A 15,007-nucleotide genomic window follows, 5' to 3' on the forward strand; every position below is an offset into this window, starting at 1 on the left:
GGAACTTGGCCCCATCACAGGGGCCAAGGGGGCGCGTCTAGAAGTGTTATCAGGACTCTGGAAGCTTGCTTTCAGTGTCGGTGTTTTCCGTGCTGTGGCGCACAAAGGCGGCGGCTTGTTCGTGCTCTAACGATGCTTTGGCGGGGTGACCAATGGCGCGGGTTTGCTCGTTCATTTGATAGATTTGGCTGGCCGATTTGAGGTCTACCTCGTTAATTCCAGCAATAGCCTCGCGGGTTTTAAAGAAATCCTCTATCTCATCCAGAACGGCAGTTAGGGTTTCGTTACTTTTCTCAAAAGACAGCACATGACGCGGCTGTTCAAGGTTCATATTGCCTGAGCGAGCAAAGGTGCTGGTGAGCAGTTCGCTGAGCAAAAACCACGGCGTGATGGTTGAGCGCACAACGATATTTTCTGAGCGGGTACTGTCGTAAATGCTTTGCCCAGTCGAGAGTTTCGACTCGGTGTAAGTCCCCTCAATTGAAAGATCTAGCAATAGCGATCGAAATTGCAGCTCAGCCCAAAACAGATTGCTCATGCGGCCGATCAGTAGGCCAAACAGAAACAGTAGGATGGGATAGCTTAATGACATCAGGTTTTGCGGTTGGTACGTTACCTTTGCCAAGGTGCCAAGAATACTGACCAGCCAAATAGCGCCCGCTGCAAGTAGCAGTTGACCAATCACGCAACTGACTAGGCGGATGGCGCGAAACGCCGCTGAGTGCTTCATTTCTTGCACCACTGGCTGGGTTTCTACCAAGGTGCGGCCTTTAAAAGAGCCTTTGTCGCGACCGCCTTCTTCAATCATTTCAGGGCTGAATTTTTGATACAGGCGGTTGGGGATTTCTTGATGGCGGCGATTGGCCAAAATGTGCGTTTCAAGGCGGATAAACAGCTCGCGTGGCACAAGGTTACGCTGCCAGTTGTCGCGATGCTCCGAGACTTCAGTGCTGGGATTAACGGTGCTTAAGCGTTGGACTAAAAGGAATAACCCTAAAGCACAGGTCAACAGCGCCATCGTTAGCGTCATTAACAGAAGTGGTGTGGGGTTAACCGGCAAGGCAGGAATGCGTTGCACATGATGGTGCACGTACACCAGCGCGACGGGTAGCAGAATAGCTAAGAAAATGATGATGCCGATACGTGATAGGCCGATATCTAAACCGCCGCGGCTAAAGTGGCGCAGCGGATCGCGCATGGAAAACCATAACTTAAATAAATACAGCGCCAGCAGGCAGCCCAGCCAGGCCATCACCGGCGTTCCTTCTAAGCGCGCTAAACCAGTGGCACCTGCAAACCACGCCAAGGCAAACGTCATCAGCATGAACAGCGTCATGCTCAGACCAAACAACAGGTTTTCAGCTAAGCCGCGATACGCTGGGGGCAAAAATAATAAGCGTGGGATCAGGGTGTGCACTAAGCGTGCAAACAAGCTTTGCGGCTCTTGGAACGTGGTATTTTTGCGCCCCATCAGCATGCTTTGTAGCTCGCTAGCGGTATAGCTCAAGTGATGTTTAGCGTCACTGTCAGCCTGATTTTTGGCGAGGCTAGCCGGTACATTACGGCCAACATAGAAGCGGAAAACCTTCAGTAAGCCATTTCCGGTAGCAATCAAGCCCCAAATTAGCAGCCCCAAGCCAACGCCTGCATGCAGCCACCCTTCAACTTCACGCCGGCCATCGACCAGTTGTGCCACTTGAAGCAAGCAATAAAGGCCGAGTGCGAGGGTTAAACCTCCGCGCAAGGCAATCAGTGCGCCCTCAACACGGAAGGGGTTACGGATCCCCAGTGTTTGCGAGCCAAAATCGTAAGCCATTGATGTCTCCAGACATGGTTGGGTTGGGCACCGTCGACGCGGTGAGCCCCTGCGCTATCTAATCATTAGTCTGCGCAGGGGCTTTAAGCTCAGATAGTCCTTAGCTGTGCGTTCATACGTCGCCAGAGGCGCTTATTGTTTTTAAAGTCAGAAAAAATAAGGACTTCTTGAAGTTTTACTGGACCTTCAGGCTCATAACTCAACTCAATGCCATTGGCCTTACCGAGTAATAGCTCTTCAAGGACATCGCAGGCACTGCTGATATACGTGTCAACTTTTTCGCGTGAGCATTTCTTTTTTTCGCGAGTCACCAAGCGCTCGTAGTGGGCTTGGCGCTGCGCACCGACGTCGCCAGCAGTTGGGTCAAGCGGGGTGTTGTAGCGCTGGAAAAGGGCGATGCTTCGCTCAAGCATGCCGCGATCTTTGATGGAAACTGAAAACTCATCTAAGGCAGCGCGGTTAATAGATTTTTCTAGGCTCAGTAGCTGGGCCAAAATTTCATTGGGGTTATCCGCATCAGCCACTTCAACGAAGACATCGCGTAGTTTTCGATTAAGGTTTCGCTGATTGCTAATGCGTTGATTGATACGCCCAGTAAATAGCTCTGGTATGTCGACAGCGAATTCAGCCTGCAGGCTACCTTCATCGTCATTGATATTAAAAAACAACTCTGTATCAAACGGTTTTAGTGCGGTGAGGTTAGGGCCGACCTCACGTGCTGCTCGGCCAAGATTGCCACCAACCCAATAGCTAATGGTGCTGGCGCTCTCTAAGGCTTGTTGGCTGGTCGTGATGCCTTTAAGGCTAAGGCGTAATTGGGTCTGCAATTCATCATCGATGACATCGCTTAACGTCACTTTGGCGACTTGCAAAGCAGGCTCTGCATCGCCTAACTCAAGCGCTACGTTATGCAGGCTGATGCGGCCGCCAAATGGGCTGGAGGAGATGGATTCCCAGCTCAGCTTGTCATCCAACGCCATGTCATAGACCCAATCCTGGATCTGTTGTTCAGCTTGATTTGCGTTGTAGGTGCTGAGTCCAAAGTAGCCGGCGGCCAGTGTCAGTGCGACGCCGCTGCCAATCATTGCAAGCTGTTTCATTGGTCATCTCCTTGGCGTGTAGCGTGCTCGGACTTAGCTGCAAGAACGATTTCTTTTGCTGTCTCAGGCGTCCAGTTTGGGTCGCCTAGTTCTTGGCGAATCAGTTTTAATGGGTCGCGCAAGTCAGCGCAGGCGCTTTCTTCACAGGCGGTAATTTGGGTGGCAGCGACTAGCGTGAGAGGTAGGTTTTGTTCGTCTAAGTGCTGGTCATCTAGGCTGGCTGTGCCTTTGACCACAAACCAACCTTCGGCCGCATCTTGGTCACTATCATCGGTGTTCAAGATCGCTTGATAGGGGTATTCGATCTCCCAGCCGTCGTCGGTTTTGCCCTTGATGAAAACGATTTGCCGGTAATCCACGGATTTGCCCCGCAGCATGCTGGCGTAACTGCCACTCATCGGCGGGGTGAAGCTGGCATCTTGGGTTAAGCGTGCATACAGTTCTTCAGGTTTACGGGTTTCTTTGTTGAGCTTCTCGTAAAGTCTGAGTTGTTGTTCGGCTTGTAGTGCCAGTAGCTCGCGTTGTCGCTGTGCTTCGCGTGCACGCTGCAGTTCAGCTAGGCGCTGTTGCTCTGCCTCTTTGCGTTCAAAGGTAAAGAGATAGTTATCTGCGTGTTGAAGGTTGTATTTCCATTCTCTGGTTCGATATTTGCGATCGAGCGTAATTTCATACATCCAAAAGTCGCGGTCGCCTTGAAACAGCCCTTGCTTGAGGTCTCGCATAGCAAGAAAGTTGAGGCGATCGATGTTGGGTGCAGCCTGATCTAAGCGAGTGGTTGCTAACTCAATCGTGTGGCGAATGCTCTCTGCGCTGCGGAACAGATCGCGGTTCTCGGTGACCGCCAGCAACAGGCCGTTGTCTGCATTCCAGCTCTCGCCGTAGTTGCGGCTTAAGCGAAGCAGGTAATGCACCTTACTTGCAGGCTCGCTAAGTAACAGCAATAAAAGATTCTGCCTGTCATCGAAGCCGACAACCGGTAGGTTTGGGATTTGGTCTCCGGTTAACGCAAGGCCTGATAAGAAGTTGCCAGAAAACTTATGCAACAACACGCCGTCGGTGCGCTGAATCACCAGCTGGCCTTTGCCTTGGGCGTAACCATCGGGCCCACAGCTCACGTTTTCAGCTTTGGCGCTGGCATTTTCTACGCCATCTTCAAACTTATTAGTGAGTCGATAGCGGCAGCCGTTTTGGTCGGCTATTTCGGTTAGAAAGTTGGCGTTGGCCAGTGCCTCTTTCTGTAGAAGCGGCTGCCAACCACTGACGGCAAAGTCGGTACTGGCAGGGATGGCTGAAACGGCTGCTGCAGGCTGTTCTGCAACAGGCTCTGTAGTCGCCACTGGTGCAGTTACTTGTGTGGGTGCGTCAGGCGCGACATTAAGGGTTGCGTTAGCAGCCGGTTCAGCGCTGGATTGAGCTGGAGCTGGAGCTGGAGCTGGAGCTGGAGCGCTGGCGGGCGCAGTGGCCACCGCCACCGCAGCAGGCTCCGCAGGCTGTGTTGCCGGTGCGCTGGCAATCTGCGCCTGCCATCCGCCGGCTTGGTTAGCCGTGCCGTTGGCTAAGCGTTGCCCAGCATTATTGCTGCTATACCAGCTGAGTTGGTTGGCACTGGCGCACTGCGAGCCAATCAAACCACCTAGCTTGGGCAGTAAGCGGCTCACGGCAGAGGTATCTGGGCTCGCAGCGCTAAAGGCAAAGCGTAGCTGCAAGTTGGCACTGCACCACGGCTGGCCGTCGGCGTGCTCTACAAACACTTCGACGTTTTCTGCTTTGGAGTAGGCTAGGCGATGCTCGGCAGCGTCGGCGCCGATGGCTAAAGCCAGTAGGCTCAAGGGAATAATTTGGCGAAATACAGGCTTCATTAAATCAACTCCCACGCGCCATCGGCAGCTTGGCAGGCTTTCACGTTCTGTGACTCTTGGCTGCCCTTCGCGGTGACGTTGTAGTTCACGGTACGGCAGGTGGTTTGCGCGACGACTTGTTGTTCCACTGGCGCAGCGTCGAGGTCAATGGCGTCAAGGTCGATGCCCTTGCTAGCGGCATTTGCCACTTCAAGCGAGTCAAGGTCGGTCGCATTGTCGGCGATGGTTTGACTAGCATTGGTTTGCGCGGGCTGGGTATTGGTGACTTGCTCAACTAAGGGGGCGTAGACATAGCCGATGGTGACGCCACGACGACCTACCATGATCCAGTCATTATCGGTGCGCCCCACGGCGGTGAAGGTGGTGTTTACCGGTAGGCCGGCGACCTTCTGACCTTCTAGGTTGGGGGCGTTGCGCACATTGGCTGACTTAATAGCGCGGTAAGGCTTATTAATCAGCGTCATGTTGGCCACCGGCTGCACTTGCGGGGCACGCTTAACCGCAACCTGGCGTTCAACGGTTTCTGTTTTAACCGGCGTGATGGTTGCGGTAGCGCCACTGTGGGCTGAGCTCCATTGGCTGCTTTGCCCATCTTGGCTGTATTGCAGGGCTTGTTGGGTTTGCAGCGCCAGAGCTTGACGGTCTTGGTCGTCTAACTTAGCGCCAATGGTTTTACCCAAATAACCGCCAGCCAGAGCGCCGGCAATCATTGCCGCCGTGCGGCCACTGCCATTGCCGACTTGACTGCCGAGCAAAATGCCGGCCGTGGCACCGACGAGTGTGCCGATGTTCTCTTTATTGACCCATTCATTTTCAGAGAGATTTGCGCAGCCTGAAGAGAAGGCAATGGAAGCACCGAGCAACAAACTGCTGGCTTTTTTTGTGTAATTCATCGGAGGTCCCTGTGTGATGAGCAAAAACAAACACAGGGAATAGGCAACAGCTTCTCTTCCCTGAGATGCAGGCAAATTGTTATCACAAAGGGCAGGTAGAAGACAATTTCTTGCGCAGTAAGTCGCACTTTATATGCGTAAAGCGCGGCGCAACTGAATCAGCATCACCGGCTGGCCTTGCCAGTCTTCGCGCGGTTCTAGGGCAAAGGGGCTAAACCCCAAGCGGCGATACACCAGTAAGCCTTGCGTGTTGTGGTTAAAACAGTTGGCGCGCAGTTCAGTAGCGGCAAATTGCTGGGCCGCCAGCTGCCCTAAGTGATCAATCAAGGCGCGCGCCACGCCTTGGCCGCGTGCTTGCGGGGCAATCACTAAGTTACCCAAGCTTGCGTAGGCGTTGGGTTGCACGGCAAAGAAGTTGGCGTAGCCGACCACCGCGCCCTCTACACAGGCGACGTGCGCGCCTTGGCGGCTGGCCATGGCCGCGGCTAACTGGGCCACGGTGAGCGGGTAGTGGGCACGGGGGAAGAAGTAAAACAGCTCCTCGGCGGACTGCGCAAAGTTGCAGATGCTGGCTAAGTCGGCTTCGGTGGCGGGGCGTAGGGTGATCGTAGAGTGGGGTGTGGGCATCACGGCGCGTCCTTTTGCGGTGTTTATCGAGGATAATCGTCGGCCTTGTCGACGAAAAGCGGTGGAGTCACACGCCGATGTTGCAACACATCCCCACTTACCTGTTGGCCGGTCCTTTGGGCGCGGGCAAGACCAGCCTGTTGCAGCATTGGTTGGCGCACAAGCCCAGCGATGAGCGCTGGGCGCTGTTGATCAATGAGTTTGGTCAACTGGGGCTGGATGCCGCGTTGCTCGATACCGCTGTCGGCAGTGATAGCACCCGTGGCGTGCACCTGCGTGAGGTGGCCGGCGGCTGCGTGTGTTGCGTCAATGGCGTGCCGCTGCAGGTCGGCCTGACGCGTTTGCTGCGCGAAGCCAAACCGCACCGGCTGTTGATCGAAACCTCAGGTCTTGGCCACCCACTCACGCTGCTGAAGCAGCTCGACCAAGCGCCGTGGCAGGGTGTGTTGGCCTTACAACCCTTGATCATGCTGCTGGATGCGCAGCGCTTGCAGCGTGGCGAAGCGCTGAGCGACATCCAAGCCGCCAGTCTGGCCGCCGCCGGTGTGGTGCTGCTGAACAAAACCGATGGCTTAAGCAGCGAGCAAGTTCAGGCGCTGTTGGCCGAGCTGCCTGCGCACACGCAAACCTGCCAATACGCTCGCGTGCCGTGCCCCGCGCCACTGCCCGCGCCAGAGGCCAGCACCGCGCCGGCAGCATTACCCCAGGTGAAGACGCGTTTAAATGATCTGCCCAGCGTCTGGCTCAACCCGCAACAGCCGCAGTGCGTTAGCCACTTAGCGGCCGAGGGTTGGAGCATTGGCTGGCGCTGGCACCCCAGCCAGCACTTTGACCTGACGCGGCTCGGCGAATGGCTCAGCCAGCAATCGGTGGTGCGCGCCAAAGGCATCGTGCAAACCGCCGATGGCGCCTTCTCGTGCAATGTCCTGCCGCCGCAACCGCTGCGCTGGCAGCCCAGCGCGTGGGCCAAAGACTCACGCGTGGAGCTAATATTGGCTCAAGCCGGCGATGCGCAAGCTTTAACAGCAGCGCTTAGCGCCACGCTTGCCACCGCAGCGCGCTGACGGGGGCGAGCAAACACTGGGCTGGCTTTGCTGGTGTGGCTATTGGGCTATTTGCGGCGCACGACTAGGCTCACTAAACTGCTTCTTTGGAATAAAACGAGCGTTTGATCATGCAGCTAATTTCTTGGTCGCACGCCTGCTCAGCGGGTTTTACGGTGCGCGGCCAGCGCAGCGTACCCAGCGGCAAGCCGGTGTTGCACTTTCTTCATGGCAATGGCTTTTGTGGGCGGGTGTATTCGCCGTTGCTGGCGCTGCTGGCCGAGCACTTCGATCTGTTTTTAAGCGATGTGCAGGGCCATGGTGACAGCGACCACGGCGGCCGCTTTCATGGCTGGAACCGCACCGCTGAGCTGTGTGTTGAAGCGTGGCAGGCCTTCGCCGAGGAGTACGCCGGCGTGCCTGTCTACGCGGTGGGGCACAGTTTTGGTGGCGTGCTGACTAGCCTGATCATGGCGCAGCACCCGAGCTTGTTTCAGCGTGCCGTGCTGATGGACCCCGTGTTGTTCACCCCCAAGCTGATCAGGGTGATGGCGCTGTCGGATGTGGTCGGTCTGTATTCGCGCAACAAAATGGCCACCGCCGCGCGTAAACGCCGCCGCCATTGGCCCAATCGGGCCGCCGTGGTGGAAGGCTTGCGCGGGCGCGGCATGTTCAAAGGTTGGACCGATGAGGCGTTGTGGGCCTTCGCCGAGCATGCATTGCGCGATCTCGACAACGGCGAGGTCGAGCTGAAATGCCGCCCCAGCCGCGAGGCCGAGGTGTTTGGTTCATTCCCACGGCGCTTGTGGTCAAGCCTGAAAAAAGTGCAGACCCCAGTGCAAGTCATCTATGGCGACCGCACCTATCCGTTTGTTGGCGAGGCGGTGCAGCGTTGGCGCGCGATCAACCCCTTGGTCCGTGGCCTGCAAGTGCCGGGCGGGCACTGTTTTATGCAAGAGCAGCCCAGCGATAGTGCACAACGGGTGTTGGCGTTTTTGTGTGGCGGGGAAGGCTGAACCCGCGCTGATGGATGCGTCTTACGACGGATTCAGCCTCGACCAGCGCCATACACAGCACCCGCTCAGGGCTGCGCGGTGACCGCCGGCTCGCGTAATAGCGCCGCTTGTTTGATCGCTTTATGCCGCTGCTGCATTTCTTCGCGCAGTTGGCGGCGTAGGCGGGCGGCTTCAAAGCGCCGGCGTTCTAGTTCGTCTTGCGGCACCAGTGGCGGTACGGCGGTTGGTTTACCGTTGGCATCCAGCGCCACCATGGTGAAATAGCAGCTGTTGCTGTGACGCTTTTCGCGGGTTTGGATGTTTTCACAGGTGACCTTGATACCGATCTCCATCGAGCTGCGGCCGGTGTAGTTGACCGAGGCGTGAAAGGTGACCAAATCACCGACATGCACGGGCTGGCGGAACATGACTTGATCTACCGAGAGGGTGACCACGTAGCTGGCGGCGTAGCGGCTGGCACAGGCGTAGGCGACCTCGTCGAGGTACTTCAGCAGGGTGCCGCCGTGCACGTTGCCGGAGAAATTGGATTTGTCCGGCGTCATTAGCACGGTCATGGATAACTGGTGGGCGGTATCGTTCATGGGCACTCATCAGGGCTAAAAGCGCGAATGGCTTTAGCCTAGCAGAGCGAAAACTGTGCCAGCCCTAGGATGTGGCGTACGCCTGCGCCGATAAAGGGCGCGCGGGCTAAACAGGGGCAGGGGCTTGCTGCGTTTGTGGGCGCGAGGCGCGCGTTGTGGGCGGCTTTGGTGCGTTATTCGGGCAGGCGGTGGGCGTCCATCTCGATGCTGCCTTGGCGGGCACCGCGTAACTCGACGCGACCTTGGTAGCGGTCGCTGCCGTCGGCGCTGAACTCAAACTGGTAGATACGCTGCATAAACCAACGCCCGTTATCTGCCCGCTTGAGGCGAATACGGCTCAGGGCGATGGTTTGGTCGAGCAGTTGCACGTCGAGCCGTTGGCAGCGACGGCGGGCGGCGCTTAGCGCGGCTTGCTTTAAGCTCAGGCCGCGCAGCCACCAAGCGACGGCGGCGCCACCGATGAGCAGCAAGGCGATATGGGTCAGGCTGAGGTTCATTGCTCGTCGTCGATTAACAGGTCGATCTGTTCGGCGTCCATCACGTAGGCGGCATCGGCGAGCGGGTCGCTGACGCTTTCAATCTTCAAGACGCCCTCGACCATGATCGGCATGTTGATGTCGGTGACGGTAAAGCCTTCGGCAAAACTGACCAAGATGATTTGATTCGGCGGTGGCGGCGGCACGTGAATGCAAGCACCGGCATAGGGCACCAAAAAGAACGATTGGCTGCGGCCTTCGCTGTCGCTATCCAGCGGCACGGGGTAGCCGGCCAAACGGATGCGTTGTTGGTGCAGGGCGGGCACGGTGCTTGCCGAGTACATCACCGCGGGCAAGCCTTCGCTTTGCTTGAGCCCGCCGGGCGCGGCGAAATCGCCGGGGCGATCTGGGACGTTGCCGTGATCGATGCTGGGCATATTTTCTAGGGCGATGCGATCGTCGGCGGGCATCAGTTCCAGCCAATCCAGCTCGGCTACCTCGGCCAAGGCAGGGGCGCTGAGGCTCAGTAGCAGCAGTAAGGTTACGAGGGGGCGCATAGTGGTCTCCAGAAGGCAGGTCTGTTTGTCGGTGATTGTGCGGTAAAGTTCAAGCACCAATATTGGCTGGAGTCAGGCTATGAGCACGGTATCGTTCGCCGAAGAACCCCTAAGTGCGATTGAGGCGCGGGCGTTGGCCTGTTTGGTGGAGAAGCAAGCCACCACGCCGGAAAGCTACCCCTTAACGCTCAACGCCCTGCAACTGGCGTGCAATCAAAAGACCAGCCGCGAGCCTGTGATGAATGTGCAGACCGGCGAGTTAGGCCATGCCCTGCGCATGTTGGAGAACCGTGGCTTAGTGCGTTTGGTGATGGGCAGTCGTGCCGATCGCTGGGAGCAACGCGGCGATAAAGCATTGGAGTTGGTGCACGCGCAATTGGTGCTGCTGGCGCTGTTGCAGCTGCGTGGCCCGCAAACCGTGGGCGAATTGCTGAGCCGCAGCTCGCGGCTGCATAACTTTGATGATGGCGACGAGCTACAGCACCACCTTGAGCGGCTTATGCAGCGCGAGATGGTGTGCTTGCTGGAGCGGCAAAGCGGCCAGCGTGAAGATCGCTATATGCACTTAACCTGTGGTGCCGAGGCCGTCGAGCAAGCCAGTCAACAGATGGCGAGCTCCAGCAGCCAGACGGCTAGTAGTCATGACGCTCGCGGCAATAGCGCCGTCGACGACGAGCGTTTCGCCCAGTTGGAGGCGCGCGTGGCTGAGTTAGAGGCGCGCTTAGCCGCGCTAGAAGGCTAACGGGCTAAAGCGATGCGGCACGTGGTTGTGCTCATGGTGCTGCTGGTGGCGTTGATCTTGACCTACCAGCAGTGTGTGAGCGGCGCTTGCAGTGCGCTTTAGCGCTGCGGCAGCGAGCGCGTGCGGCCGCTGCTATCAATGGCGACAAACACGAACAGCGCTTCGGTAACTTTGCGCCGCTCGACCGCCATCGGATCATCGCTCCAGACTTCGACCTGCACTTTGATCGAGCTGCGGCCGATGTCTTCGACCTGGGTATAAAAGGCTAAATCCGCGCCAACATTGACCGGCACCATAAAGGCCATGCGATCAATCGCCACCGTCGCGACGCGCCCGCCTGCCAAGCGGCTGGCGGTGGCCGTCGCGGCGAGATCCATTTGATTGACCAACCAGCCACCGTAAATGTCATTAAAGGCGTTGGTATCGCGCGGTAACGCGGTCACTTGCAGGGCAAGGTTACCCTGTGGACAAGGTTCGTCTTGGTCCTGATCAAGGTCTTGATCGTGTTCGAGATCTTCAAGCATGGTCGCGGTGTACATATTGTTATGAGGTTATGCCGGCGAGTATACCGACCGACGAGTCTAAGCACGACCCGGCTTTTGGCTACCTGTGCAAGCTTTTGCATGCTGTTGTGACCGGTTTGCGGCGAAATAATTCAGTCCGTAGGCGCGCTATTTCCTCAGACTGTCACAAGGCGCGGCTATAACCCTTTGATAAATCAGCTTCTATGTCCCTTGCGTGGTGACATGTTGGCAGTGTTAGGGCTGACTGGGTTTACGCGATCAGCGGCCCTGCGTTCATCTAACTGTCATATACGCTTCATAGACTGGTCACACGTTCAGGGGAGACTGCTCCCCAACAAACCCACCACCTTTGCTACCAAGGAGCAATGGAATGAAATTGAAGCGTTTGATGGCTGCCCTGACGATGGTTGCCGCAGGAACTGCGACCAGTGCGATTGCCGGCGTTGACCCAGCACTGCCAATGTATGAAAAAGCCAGCGGCGTATCAGGCAACCTGTCGAGCATCGGCTCTGACACACTGGCCAACCTGATGACTTTGTGGGCTGAAGACTACAAAAAGCTCTACCCCAACGTGAACATTCAGATTCAAGCAGCTGGCTCTTCTACTGCGCCGCCAGCGCTGACCGAAGGCACGGCCAACATGGGCCCGATGAGCCGCAAGATGAAGGACGTCGAGCTGCAAGCCTTCGAAGAGAAGCATGGCTACAAGCCGACTGCTATCCCGGTTGCCGTTGATGCCTTGGCGGTGTTTGTCCACAAAGACAACCCAATCAAGAGCCTGACCATGGCTCAAGTGGATGCGATCTTCTCCAGCACTCGTCTGTGTGGCGGCGCTAAAGACGTTAAGACTTGGGGCGAAGTTGGCCTGACTGGCGACATGGCTAACAAGCCAATCCAGCTGTTCGGTCGTAACTCGGTATCTGGCACTTACGGTTACTTCAAAGAAGAAGCGCTGTGTAAGGGTGACTTCAAAGCCAACGTCAACGAGCAGCCAGGTTCGGCTTCTGTTGTGCAGTCGGTAAGCCAGTCGCTGAACGGCATCGGTTACTCCGGTATCGGTTACAAGACTGCCTCGGTTAAGACTGTACCGCTGGCTAAGAAAGAAGGCGCCGAAGCGTTCGACGCTAACGAAGCCAACGCCCTGTCTGGCAACTTCCCGCTGTCGCGCTTCCTGTTCGTGTACGTGAACAAGGCGCCGAACAAGCCGCTGAGCCCGCTGGAAGCTGAGTTCGTGAAGATGGTGCTGTCTAAGTCTGGCCAAGAGATCGTGGTTAAAGACGGCTACATCCCTGTACCGGCTAAAGTGGTTGAGAAGACGCTGAAGGATCTGGGTCTGTAAGACCGACAACCTAGCCACCCGCTAGGTTGGGCACGGAAGCCAAGCCCACTGACGGTCACTCGTCAGTGGGCTTTGTCGCGTCACTACGCTGTAATGTTTCTGTAATACAAGCCCGTTAGGGTATGCCCGCATGAACAATCTGGCCGAAACTTCCATGACTGCACAAAGCACTGCTAAGCGTATCGACTTCAATACGCCCGCCCTCAAGCGCAAGCGCAAACTGCGAGCTCTGAAAGACCGTATGGCCCGTTGGTACGTGACCTTAGGTGGTCTGGCAGTACTGGCGGCGATTACCTTGATCTTCTTCTATCTGGCTTGGGTGGTGTTGCCGGTGTTCTCCGGCGCCGAGCTGGAGGCCAAAAAAGCGCAACAACCGGCTTGGCTGAATGACGCTGCGGCGCCCTTGTTGCTGTCGCTAGAAGAGCAAAACAAGGTGGCTATGCGCTTAGGCAGCGACGGCCAAGTGGTGTTCTTTAACGTCAAAGACGGCAGCGAGCGCAAGCGCTTTCAATTAGCGCTGCCAGAAGGCGTGAGCATTGTTTCGCATGCGGAAGATCAGCCGGGCAGCGACCGCGTGGTGCTGGGCTTGTCCAACGGTCAGGCGTTGGTGTTCAAGCACCTGTACAAGGTGACTTACCCCAACAACGTTAAAACCATCAGTGCTGAGTTGGCGTTCCCGCTGGGTGAAGCACCGATCACCATCGACAGCCAAGGCCGTCCGTTGGAGCACGTGGCTTACAGCGACAAAGGCGATGCCAAACTGTTGGCCGCCAGCGTTGGCGAAGAGCTGATGCTGTTGAGTCTGGTGGAAGAAGAAAACTTCCTCACCGGCGAAACCAGTGTTGAAGAAGAACGCATTAGCCTGCCGCAGATTGCCGCGCCGATTAAGTCGCTGTTTATCGATCCGCGCCACATGTGGTTGTACGTGATCAATGGCCGTGCCACCGCTGACGTGTTTGATCTGCGCAGTAATAAGCTTAATGGCCGCTACAAGCTCGAAAGCGACGGCAACACCGAAGTGACCGCGGCCACGCCGTTACTGGGTGGTATCTCCCTGTTAATCGGTGACAACCTTGGCGGCATCAGTCAGTGGTTTATGGCGCGCGATAAAGACGGCGTGGCCGGTCTGAAAGAAATTCGTAGCTTCCAGCTGGGTAGCAGCCCGGTCCGGCAGATCGTCGCCGAAGCGCGCCGTAAAGGCTTTGTGGTGATGAACGATGCCGGTGAGCTGGGCGTGTTCCACAGCACCGCGCACCGTACCTTGCTAACAGAAAACGTGGCCGATGCCGCCGCGGTGTTTACCTTGTCGCCGCGTGCCAACCGTGTGTTGGTTGAAAGCGACGGCCAGCTCAAGCCCTTCCGTTTGGATAACCCGCACCCTGAGGTGTCGTGGAGTGCCCTGTGGGAAGAGGTGTGGTACGAGAGCTACGACCAGCCCGAGTACATTTGGCAGTCCACCGCGGCTAACAACGATTTTGAGCCGAAGATGAGCTTGTCTCCGCTGACCTTCGGTACGTTGAAAGCAGCCTTCTACGCCATGCTGTTGGCGGCCCCGCTGGCCATCTGCGCCGCGATCTACACGGCTTACTTTATGGCCCCGCAAATGCGCGGCAAGGTCAAGCCGGTGATCGAGCTGATGGAAGCTCTGCCGACGGTGATCTTGGGCTTCTTTGCGGGCTTGTTCTTGGCGCCGTTTGTCGAGAACCATCTACCCGGCATCTTCAGTTTGCTGATCTTGATGCCGCTAGGCATGTTGCTGGCCGCCTTTGTCTGGAGCCGCATGCCTGAGTCGATTCGCCTGCGCGTGCCGGATGGCTGGGAAGCAGCGATGCTGATTCCGGTGGTGCTGTTGGTGGGCTGGTTCAGTATCGGCATGAGTGGGGTGATGGAAAACGCCTTCTTTGATGGCGACATGCGCCTGTGGCTGACCAACGATATGGCCATCACCTTTGACCAGCGCAACGCCTTGGTGGTCGGTTTGGCCATGGGCTTTGCGGTGATCCCCAACATTTACTCCATCGCCGAAGACGCCATCTTCAGCGTACCGAAGAGCCTCAGCTACGGCTCGTTGGCGCTGGGCGCAACGCCTTGGCAGACCCTGACTCGCGTGGTGATCCTCACCGCCAGCCCCGGTATTTTCTCGGCGCTGATGATCGGCATGGGCCGTGCGGTGGGTGAAACCATGATCGTGCTGATGGCCACCGGCAACACGCCGATCATGGAGTTCAACATCTTCGAAGGTTTGCGCACCTTGTCGGCCAACATCGCCGTCGAAATGCCGGAATCCGAGGTGGGCAGTACCCACTACCGCGTGCTGTTTATGGCCGCGATGGTGCTGTTGATGTTCACCTTTGCTATGAACACCCTCGCGGAACTGATTCGTCAGCGCCTGCGTAATAAATACGCCTCGCTGTAAGGGAGCCAAAGCATGTCT

General features: G+C 57.0%; 14 protein-coding genes. 5 read left to right on the top strand and 9 right to left on the bottom strand.

The features are described 5' to 3' along the window. Positions 1-49 precede the first annotated feature (49 nt). The 5 genes from MKI83_RS09230 to MKI83_RS09250 all read right to left on the bottom strand — a co-directional run bounded on the left by MKI83_RS09230 (position 50) and on the right by MKI83_RS09250 (position 6,295). Positions 50-1,816, bottom strand: a complete 1,767-nt coding sequence (locus MKI83_RS09230) for a hypothetical protein (RefSeq protein WP_241585098.1) — start codon at positions 1,814-1,816, stop codon at positions 50-52. Positions 1,817-1,905: 89 nt separating this feature from the next. Further along, entirely contained in the window at positions 1,906-2,916 is a 1,011-nt protein-coding gene (locus MKI83_RS09235) for a hypothetical protein (RefSeq protein WP_241585100.1), read from the bottom strand. Continuing rightward, positions 2,913-4,775, bottom strand: a complete 1,863-nt coding sequence (locus tag MKI83_RS09240; protein WP_241585102.1) for a hypothetical protein — start codon at positions 4,773-4,775, stop codon at positions 2,913-2,915. The genes MKI83_RS09235 and MKI83_RS09240 overlap by 4 nt, the downstream gene beginning before the upstream one ends. Next, positions 4,775-5,668, bottom strand: coding sequence for a YMGG-like glycine zipper-containing protein (locus tag MKI83_RS09245; RefSeq protein WP_241585104.1), 894 nt, complete (start codon positions 5,666-5,668; stop codon positions 4,775-4,777). Before MKI83_RS09245 ends, MKI83_RS09240 begins: the two co-directional genes overlap by 1 nt. Positions 5,669-5,797: 129 nt before the next feature. Next, the gene (locus MKI83_RS09250; RefSeq protein ID WP_241585106.1) at positions 5,798-6,295 is read right to left on the bottom strand and encodes a GNAT family N-acetyltransferase; all 498 of its coding nucleotides are present in this window, start codon (positions 6,293-6,295) and stop codon (positions 5,798-5,800) included. A 77-nt stretch (positions 6,296-6,372) separates the two neighbouring features. Between MKI83_RS09250 and MKI83_RS09255 the strand changes: the two genes are divergently transcribed. Both MKI83_RS09255 and MKI83_RS09260 read left to right on the top strand, forming a co-directional pair. After that, positions 6,373-7,359 carry a CobW family GTP-binding protein gene (locus MKI83_RS09255; protein WP_241585108.1) on the top strand — a complete coding sequence of 329 codons (987 nt, stop codon included), beginning with the start codon at positions 6,373-6,375 and terminating at the stop codon, positions 7,357-7,359. Between the two features lie 110 nt (positions 7,360-7,469). Beyond that, positions 7,470-8,354 carry an alpha/beta fold hydrolase gene (locus MKI83_RS09260; protein WP_241585110.1) on the top strand — a complete coding sequence of 295 codons (885 nt, stop codon included), beginning with the start codon at positions 7,470-7,472 and terminating at the stop codon, positions 8,352-8,354. Positions 8,355-8,419: 65 nt separating this feature from the next. Here the strand turns inward: MKI83_RS09260 and MKI83_RS09265 are convergent, their stop codons facing one another. From MKI83_RS09265 to MKI83_RS09275, 3 genes are all read right to left on the bottom strand, one after another. Further along, a complete protein-coding gene (locus MKI83_RS09265; protein WP_241585112.1) occupies positions 8,420-8,935 on the bottom strand; it encodes an acyl-CoA thioesterase in 516 nt (171 codons plus the stop codon). A 173-nt stretch (positions 8,936-9,108) separates the two neighbouring features. Continuing rightward, complete coding sequence (locus MKI83_RS09270) at positions 9,109-9,432, bottom strand: DUF3301 domain-containing protein (protein ID WP_241585113.1); 324 nt, start codon at positions 9,430-9,432, stop codon at positions 9,109-9,111. Further along, positions 9,429-9,968: a DUF3299 domain-containing protein gene (locus MKI83_RS09275; protein ID WP_241585114.1), complete on the bottom strand. Its 540-nt coding sequence runs from the start codon at positions 9,966-9,968 to the stop codon at positions 9,429-9,431. The genes MKI83_RS09270 and MKI83_RS09275 overlap by 4 nt, the downstream gene beginning before the upstream one ends. A 79-nt stretch (positions 9,969-10,047) precedes the next feature. On the opposite strand from MKI83_RS09275, the gene MKI83_RS09280 reads away from it, so the two are divergent. Continuing rightward, positions 10,048-10,710 (top strand): YceH family protein, encoded by a 663-nt coding sequence (locus MKI83_RS09280; RefSeq protein WP_241585115.1) that lies wholly within the window; start codon positions 10,048-10,050, stop codon positions 10,708-10,710. Positions 10,711-10,808: 98 nt separating this feature from the next. On the opposite strand, the gene MKI83_RS09285 is transcribed toward MKI83_RS09280, so the two are convergent. After that, complete coding sequence (locus MKI83_RS09285) at positions 10,809-11,234, bottom strand: acyl-CoA thioesterase (protein ID WP_241585116.1); 426 nt, start codon at positions 11,232-11,234, stop codon at positions 10,809-10,811. A 370-nt stretch (positions 11,235-11,604) separates the two neighbouring features. On the opposite strand from MKI83_RS09285, the gene MKI83_RS09290 reads away from it, so the two are divergent. Next, complete coding sequence (locus tag MKI83_RS09290) at positions 11,605-12,573, top strand: phosphate ABC transporter substrate-binding protein PstS family protein (protein WP_241585117.1); 969 nt, start codon at positions 11,605-11,607, stop codon at positions 12,571-12,573. Positions 12,574-12,703: 130 nt separating this feature from the next. Next, entirely contained in the window at positions 12,704-14,989 is a 2,286-nt protein-coding gene (locus tag MKI83_RS09295; RefSeq protein WP_241585118.1) for an ABC transporter permease family protein, read from the top strand. Positions 14,990-15,007: the final 18 nt, after the last annotated feature.

The sequence above is a fragment of the Atopomonas sediminilitoris genome (assembly GCF_022601735.1).
Taxonomy (GTDB): Bacteria; Pseudomonadota; Gammaproteobacteria; order Pseudomonadales; family Pseudomonadaceae; genus Atopomonas; species Atopomonas sediminilitoris.

Excerpts from the sequence above, each read along its gene's own strand:
- MKI83_RS09230 (WP_241585098.1), bottom strand. The coding sequence starts at position 1,816 with ATGGCTTACGATTTTGGCTCGCAAACACTGGGGATCCGTAACCCCTTC.
- MKI83_RS09235 (WP_241585100.1), bottom strand. The coding sequence starts at position 2,916 with ATGAAACAGCTTGCAATGATTGGCAGCGGCGTCGCACTGACACTGGCC.
- MKI83_RS09240 (WP_241585102.1), bottom strand. The coding sequence starts at position 4,775 with ATGAAGCCTGTATTTCGCCAAATTATTCCCTTGAGCCTACTGGCTTTA.
- MKI83_RS09245 (WP_241585104.1), bottom strand. The coding sequence starts at position 5,668 with ATGAATTACACAAAAAAAGCCAGCAGTTTGTTGCTCGGTGCTTCCATT.
- MKI83_RS09250 (WP_241585106.1), bottom strand. The coding sequence starts at position 6,295 with ATGCCCACACCCCACTCTACGATCACCCTACGCCCCGCCACCGAAGCC.
- MKI83_RS09255 (WP_241585108.1), top strand. The coding sequence starts at position 6,373 with ATGTTGCAACACATCCCCACTTACCTGTTGGCCGGTCCTTTGGGCGCG.
- MKI83_RS09260 (WP_241585110.1), top strand. The coding sequence starts at position 7,470 with ATGCAGCTAATTTCTTGGTCGCACGCCTGCTCAGCGGGTTTTACGGTG.
- MKI83_RS09265 (WP_241585112.1), bottom strand. The coding sequence starts at position 8,935 with ATGAACGATACCGCCCACCAGTTATCCATGACCGTGCTAATGACGCCG.
- MKI83_RS09270 (WP_241585113.1), bottom strand. The coding sequence starts at position 9,432 with ATGAACCTCAGCCTGACCCATATCGCCTTGCTGCTCATCGGTGGCGCC.
- MKI83_RS09275 (WP_241585114.1), bottom strand. The coding sequence starts at position 9,968 with ATGCGCCCCCTCGTAACCTTACTGCTGCTACTGAGCCTCAGCGCCCCT.
- MKI83_RS09280 (WP_241585115.1), top strand. The coding sequence starts at position 10,048 with ATGAGCACGGTATCGTTCGCCGAAGAACCCCTAAGTGCGATTGAGGCG.
- MKI83_RS09285 (WP_241585116.1), bottom strand. The coding sequence starts at position 11,234 with ATGCTTGAAGATCTCGAACACGATCAAGACCTTGATCAGGACCAAGAC.
- MKI83_RS09290 (WP_241585117.1), top strand. The coding sequence starts at position 11,605 with ATGAAATTGAAGCGTTTGATGGCTGCCCTGACGATGGTTGCCGCAGGA.
- MKI83_RS09295 (WP_241585118.1), top strand. The coding sequence starts at position 12,704 with ATGAACAATCTGGCCGAAACTTCCATGACTGCACAAAGCACTGCTAAG.